Raw genomic sequence first — 6,761 nt, forward strand, 5'->3', positions numbered from 1 at the left:
GAAATCCTTACTCATGGTCGCCTTCCTTTCACAAGGTGCCCGTGTTGGCCATCGTAGGCCTCGGCGCCGATCGGGGGTCCGGAGCGTGTCCCCGCGCGACGAACGCCGGCGCTCTCCACGTCATGCCTGAGCAGCTCACCCTTACGTAAAGCGAGCTATACATGTAAAAGTTGCTTGTCCAATAAAGCGAACTTCACAGGGGGACGACGATGAATGTTGATCCAAAGTCCGACACTCGCACGCGCTGGGGCCGCATCCGCTTCTTCGGCGGGCGTGTGCCCGCAATGTCTGTCGCGATTCCAGCCGGGCTGGCCCTGGCGGTCGGAGTCGGCGCACTCACTCTCCTGACGGGCGTCTCACGAGGCGACGAAGCGCTCCTCATCGCCGGAGTATTCTCGATCATCATGTCCTGGGGACTGATCGGGCTCATCTGGGCGCTCCTCGTCGATCGGTCCACACTGCGCGGAGTCATCGACAAGCCAGATGAATCGATCGAATCGAAGTGGCTCGATGCCGCAATGTCGGGCGCGTTCAGCGACACGGTCATGCTGACGGGATTCGCCCTGGCGGCCCTCGCCATCTCGGGCTTCGAGTTCGACGCGATGTGGGCACTCATCGGGGTCATCGTGATTGCCTTCTTCAGCGCTTTCGTGCGCTACCTCATGGCTAAAAAGCGTGGCTGATCATGAGAAACTCACTCCTCGCACGCCGGCGGGAGCGCAGTTGGTCACAACAGCGCCTCGCCGACGAACTCGGTGTCTCCCGGCAAACAGTCATCTCGATCGAACGAGGCAGATTCGACCCGTCGTTGCCGCTCGCCTTCCGCCTCGCGGAAGTCTTCGAGTGCACGATTGAGGACATCTTCACACCGGGAACAGACGATCAGCCGAGCTAGCCGAAACGCCACCCCGCGTTGAACCGACTGTGTACGCAGCCGTGTCGCGCATCGAGCGGGGCGAAACACCTCGGAATACTGCCGGAACCACGCCGTCATTCGGCGTCCTCGCCGTATATGCAGGATGGGTAATTCCACCGGACTAGGCTTGCTCGAAATGAAATCCGATCCTCCCTCCCCCGTTGGCGCGCCCGATCTGGCCATCGCGAACGGCAACTCCACCACTCGGCATTCGAACGTCGCGCTCCTCGGGCTCGCTGAGGCGATCGCTCCCGTCGAGGTGAGTTCGCGATCCTTCGACGAGCGACTCAGCGACACGCTCCGGGAACTGCGCCTTCCGCAGGGGCTCCTTCAGCGCGTGGCCGGAGTGTCTTCTCGGCGCAATTGGGAGAATCCGACGGATTACATCGAGGGGGCCGCCTCCGCGGGACGCGACGCTCTGGCGCAGGCGGGAGTCGCAGCTCACCAGATCGGTCTGCTGATCAATACCTCCGTCTCGCGCGAGACGCTTGAGCCGTCCGTCGCAGTAGCGGTTCACGACAGCATCGGCCTCAGCCCCGCGGCCATGAACTTCGACATCACCAACGCTTGCCTGGGCTTCGTGAACGGAATGACCGTCGCGGCCAGCATGATCGACTCGGGACAGATCGACTACGCGCTCATCGTCGCGGGCGAAGACATGTCGAGAGTGCAGGAAGTCACTGTCGCTCGCTTGCAGCGCCCGGGAATCACCCGCGAGGAGTACCTCAACGAGTTCGCAACGCTGACGCTGGGTTCCGGAGCCGTCGCCGCCGTGATCGGCCGCGCGGACCTGCACCCCGAGGGGCACCGGATCCTCGGCGGCGTGGCGCGAGCCGCAACCTGGAACCACGAGCTCTGCGTCGGCGACTACGAGGGCATGTTCACCGACACCCAAGGCCTGCTCAGCAACGGCATGGATCTGATCGCCGCCGCGTGGGGCGAAGCGCACGAGAGCGATTGGTACTGGAGGGACATGGATCACTACATCCCCCATCAGATCTCCAACGTGCACGTCGATGCCCTCACGAGCGCCATCGAGATCGACGCGGACCGGATCGCCAAGACGTATCCGGAGCTCGGCAACGTCGGCCCGGCCTCCCTGCCGATCACGCTGGCGCGCAGAGCACCCGGTATGAAGCGCGGCGACCGCATCCTCTGCCTGGGAGTGGGTTCCGGGCTGAACACGGCCATGATGGAGATCACCTGGTGAAGTTCGCGGCTCGTCCCGCAACCGTTCCCGGCCCGCTCCCCGAATGGGATCCCGAGTGGTCGCGCCTCGTAACGGTCGACGCGGTCGACGGCGCGCGCACGTTCCATGTGCTCGACACGCTCCCCGCACTGCGCGCCCGGGGGCTCGAACCGACCAGAACCATTCTCGCGCTGCATGGAAACCCCACGTGGTCGTACCTGTGGCGCGGGATCGCGGCGGCCTCGTTGGCCGACACCGACGGCAGGATCTGGCGGGTCATCGCGCCCGACCAGCTCGAGATGGGCCACTCCGAGCGCCTCGCGCACGACGCGCTGCCCACGACGCACGGATCCGGCTACCGCCGCATCGCGGAGCGCGTGAGCGACGTCGATGCGGTCATGCGCGCGCTGCTCGCGGACACGGCGGATGCTGCGGGCGCTCAGCCGCATCCCGTCGTCACCCTCGGCCACGACTGGGGCGGGATCGTGTCGCTGACCTGGGCCGCCCGGAACCGCGACGTGGTGGACGGCGTGATCAGCCTGAACACGGGCGTGCACCTGTCGGAGGGCACGCCTCTCCCGTCGCCGCTCCGCGCAGCGCTCAGTGGTCCGGTCCTGCCGATGGCAACGGTCCTCACCGACGGGTTCCTCCGCACGACGCTGTCGCTCGGCCAGGGGCCGCTCCGCGCCGAGATCAAGGACGCGTTCCGCTCCCCCTATCTGACGGCCGACGAGAGAAGCGGCATCGGCGCGTTCGTCGCCGACATCCCGGCTCGGCCCGGCCACCCGTCGTACGACGAGCTGCAGCAGCTCGCCGAGGACATCGCCGGCATTGACGCTCCCTCCCTGCTGGTGTGGGGGCCGAAGGATCCGGTGTTCGTCGAGCACTTCCTGCGCGATCTGCGCCACCGCCTGCCGCACGCCGACGTGCACCGCGTCGAGAAGGCATCGCACCTCGTCAGCGAGGACGCGGATGTCGCCGGCGTCGTGCTGCGCTGGCTCCGACAGCAGTTCCCCCGTGAGGCCGTTCCTGCCCTCGGCGACGCGGATGTCGCAGTGGATGACGATCCCGCCCCGATGATCTTCGAGGCGCTCGACGCGCGCCGCGACGACGCATCCGTCGCGAGCGTCGATATGACGCGCACGCCGCCGCAGGCGATCACCTGGAGACAGCTCACCGCGGTCAGCGACGGCATCGCGCGCGGCCTGCAGCGGCTCGGCCTGCAGCGCGGCGACCGCGTCTCGTTGCTCGTGACCCCGGGCAACGACCTCACCGCCGTGCTCTACGGCGTGCTGAAAGCCGGCGGGGTCGCCGTGGTGGCTGATTCCGGTCTCGGCCCGGCCGGAATGACCCGCGCGATCCGAGCATCCGATCCGCAGTGGATCATCGGCCTGAGACCCGGACTCGCGCTGGCGCGCGCGGCGGGCTGGCCCGGTCGGCGCATCTCGGTTTATGCGCTGAACCCGATCGAACGCGCGGCGCTCGGCGTCGAGACGAGCGTGACCGAGCTCTCTCGCACGCCGGCCCATGACCCCATCTCCCACCCGGGCCTCACCGATGACGCCGTCATCCTGTTCACGTCCGGATCGACGGGACCGGCGAAAGGCGTCCGGTACACGCACGCCCGATTGGGAGCGCTGGCTCGCACCCTGCGCGAGCAGTTCAACGTGCATGAGGAGACGGGCTGGGCCGCCGGCTTCGCGCCGTTCGCGCTGCTCGGACCCGGTCTCGGCATCAGCAGCGTGACGCCCGACATGTCGGTCACGAAGCCGCGCACGCTGACGGCCGCCGCGCTCGCCGACGCGATCCTCGCGGGCGCGTCCACGATGGTCTTCGCCTCCCCCGCCGCCTACACCAACGTGCAGGCCACCGCGGGCGAGCTGACGACCGAGCAGCGCGCGTCGTTCGAGGGCATCGAGCTGGTGCTCTCGGCCGGGGCCCCCGTGCCGCTGCAGCTGCTCGACGCGCTCGCGGCGCTCTTCCCGAACGCAGAGATCCGCTCGCCGTACGGGATGACGGAGGGCTTGCTGCTCACCGACATCAACCGCGAGGGCGTGACCGCCGCCGAGGAGCAGTCGCGCGATCACGGCGTGTGCGTCGGCCGCCCTGTTCCCCGCGTACGGTTCGCCGTCGCGCCCCTCGGTGCCGCGGGCGTGCCCGGCGACGAGCTCCTTACGGATGATGCGGCCACCGACGTTCTGGGCGAGTTCGTCGTCTCCGCCCCGCACATCAAGGCGGGCTACGACCGGTTGTGGGACATGGATGCCTCGTCGAAGCGCGATGATCTCGACGGCCTGATCTGGCACCGCACGAACGACATCGGCCACATCGACCCCGAGGGTCGGATCTGGATCGAGGGACGCGTGCAGCACGTGCTCACCCCTGCGTCCGGCCCACTCGGACCCGGCGGGATCGAGGACGTCGTCGACACGGTGCCGCAGGTGTACCGCTCCGCCGTCGTCGGCGTCGGTCCGACCGGAACGCAATCGGTCGTGGTCGTCGTCGAGCCTCGATCGGGCGTCCGCATGACGTCGGGGCTCGCGCCGATGGAGCTGGCGGACGCGATCCGTGCCGCCGTCGCCGAGCACTATCCGCACGACATCGCCGCGGTGCTCGTATCGACCGCGTTCCCCACCGACATCCGCCACAACTCGAAGATCGATCGCACTCGGCTCGCCGTCTGGGCCGACGCGGTGCTGCGCGGCGGGCGCGTCGGCACCCCGTGACGCGGGCGAGCACGGCCATGAAGGATCCCTCGTGAGAGTACTTGTCACTGGCGCCTCTGGCGTGCTCGGCTCATCTGTCGCGCGAGCACTGGTCAGCAACAACCACGACGTCACGACTCTTCAGCGTCGCCCCTCCGGAGTCGACGGCGCACGCGATGTTCTGGGCAGCTCGACCGAACCGGACACCGTTGCGACAGCGACGGCCGGACAGGACGCAGTCATCCACCTGGCCGCCAAGGTCTCGATGGCGGGTGATCCGCGCGAGTTCGAGCGAGTCAATATCGACGGCACCCGGAACGTGCTCTCGGCCGCACAGGCCGCAGGAGTGTCCCGGTTCGTCCACATCTCGTCGCCCTCCGTCGCAAACGCAGGAAGCTCACTCGTCGGAGCTCCTGCTGCGCCAGCCGATCCGGCGGTTGCCCGTGGAGAGTACGCGCGCACGAAGGGCGAAGGCGAACGCCTTGCCCTGGCCGCCGATTCCGAAGCCTTCCCCGTGCTCGTGCTGCGTCCACACCTCATGTGGGGCCCGGGCGACACCCAGCTCACCGAGCGGATCATCGAGCGATCGCGACAGGGCCGCATGCCGATCCTCGGCTCCGGTGCCGCGCTCGTTGACACGCTGTATGTCACCAACGCGGTCGACGCGATCGTCGCGGCGCTTGAGGCGGTCACCCGCGTGCACGGCGAACCACTGGTCGTGACGAATGGGCAGCCGAGGCCGATCGCGGAGTTCATCGAACGGCTCGCGCTTGCGGGGGGCGCGAAGAAGCCCACCCTGCGTCTTCCCGTTGCCGCCGCGCTGGCGGCCGGATCCGCGGTGGATGCGGTCTGGAACCTCGGCGAGCACGACGACGAGCCGCCACTCACACGGTTCCTTGCCGAGCAGATGTCCACCGCACACTGGTTCGACCAGCGCCGCACCCGTGAGGTACTGCAGTGGGAGCCCGCGGTGACGTTCGATCAGGGCATGGCGGCCGTGGCTCGGCACTACGCGCAGTGACAGTTCGCAGCCGATCGACGTTGCTTGCTCCTGCCGTTCTCTGATTCGCGCGGACAGGATCTCGGTGGCGATTCGCGGCATCTACCATAGACGCATGGCCGAAATTGAAGGACTTGACGACCTCCTCGACGCGCTGAACGCCGGGGAGACGATTCCGGAAGGTTCGCCGCACCACGCGGCGATGCACGAAGCGAGTCAAGAGTCGCTCCGTATCACGGCCGCGCTCAACGGAAGCTACCGCTCGCCCGACGAAGTGCGCGCGCTGATGAGCGAGTTGACGGGGCGCGCGGTTCCCGAGTCGTTCCGGCTCTTCCCACCATTCTCCGCTGACTTCGGTAAGAACATTCGCTTCGGCGACGACGTCTTCATCAACAGCGGATGCCGATTCCAAGACCAGGGCGGCATCGACATCGGCTCCGGATCCCTCATCGGCCACAACGCGGTCATCACCACGTTGAATCACGACATGACTCCCAGCCGACGAGGCGACATGCATCCGGCGCGCGTCGTGATCGGCCGCGGCGTGTGGTTCGGTGCCGGCGTGACGGTACTGCCCGGTGTGACGATCGAGGATGGCGCCGTCGTCGGCGCGGGCGCGGTCGTCACGAAAAACGTCCCCGCAGGGGCGATCGTGGTCGGAGTGCCGGCGAAACAAGTGGGACAGGTTCCTGAGGGCTAATACCGGCTACCGGGTCTGCTTCACTTCCGCCGCCGATCTTGCCGCCCGTTGCCATCGGGCAGCGATCGAGAGGAAATGGTCGACGGGGTGTCTTACCGGATCCGTACCCACCGCGCCGCAGCCGACGAAATCCGCCGACCACTCGTGCCCGCACATCGGGCACACGAACAACCCACGATCCTCGTAGGTGAAGGCTTCAGAGCACGCCGGGCAGGTCGGCAGAGCGTCAGACATTGAAGCGAAACTCGACC

The 6,761-nt window shown here is 67.5% G+C and carries 7 protein-coding genes; 6 read left to right on the forward strand and 1 reads right to left on the reverse strand.

Annotated features, from left to right (window positions below):
• Positions 1 to 209: 209 nt before the first annotated feature.
• The 6 genes from ACTICP_RS14445 to ACTICP_RS14470 all read left to right on the forward strand — a co-directional run bounded on the left by ACTICP_RS14445 (position 210) and on the right by ACTICP_RS14470 (position 6,510).
• Positions 210 to 683 carry a hypothetical protein gene (locus ACTICP_RS14445; RefSeq protein WP_029152146.1) on the forward strand — a complete coding sequence of 158 codons (474 nt, stop codon included), beginning with the start codon at positions 210 to 212 and terminating at the stop codon, positions 681 to 683.
• 2 nt (positions 684 to 685) lie between these two features.
• A complete protein-coding gene (locus ACTICP_RS14450) occupies positions 686 to 895 on the forward strand; it encodes a helix-turn-helix transcriptional regulator (RefSeq protein WP_029152147.1) in 210 nt (69 codons plus the stop codon).
• Between the two features lie 157 nt (positions 896 to 1,052).
• Entirely contained in the window at positions 1,053 to 2,126 is a 1,074-nt protein-coding gene (locus ACTICP_RS14455) for a 3-oxoacyl-ACP synthase III (protein ID WP_211219136.1), read from the forward strand.
• A complete protein-coding gene (locus tag ACTICP_RS14460) occupies positions 2,123 to 4,831 on the forward strand; it encodes an alpha/beta fold hydrolase (RefSeq protein ID WP_441893556.1) in 2,709 nt (902 codons plus the stop codon). Before ACTICP_RS14455 ends, ACTICP_RS14460 begins: the two co-directional genes overlap by 4 nt.
• 31 nt (positions 4,832 to 4,862) lie before the next feature.
• Positions 4,863 to 5,831, forward strand: coding sequence for an NAD-dependent epimerase/dehydratase family protein (locus ACTICP_RS14465; protein ID WP_029152150.1), 969 nt, complete (start codon positions 4,863 to 4,865; stop codon positions 5,829 to 5,831).
• Positions 5,832 to 5,925: 94 nt separating this feature from the next.
• On the forward strand, positions 5,926 to 6,510 hold the full coding sequence (locus ACTICP_RS14470) for an acyltransferase (RefSeq protein ID WP_036321457.1): 585 nt from the start codon (positions 5,926 to 5,928) through the stop codon (positions 6,508 to 6,510).
• Positions 6,511 to 6,516: 6 nt separating this feature from the next.
• Here ACTICP_RS14470 and ACTICP_RS14475 read toward each other — a convergent pair whose 3' ends face one another.
• On the reverse strand, positions 6,517 to 6,744 hold the full coding sequence (locus ACTICP_RS14475; protein WP_441893559.1) for a hypothetical protein: 228 nt from the start codon (positions 6,742 to 6,744) through the stop codon (positions 6,517 to 6,519).
• Positions 6,745 to 6,761 lie beyond the last annotated feature (17 nt).

Origin of the sequence: Microbacterium sp., from assembly GCF_052102115.1 — a bacterium.
GTDB lineage: Bacteria > Actinomycetota > Actinomycetes > Actinomycetales > Microbacteriaceae > Microbacterium.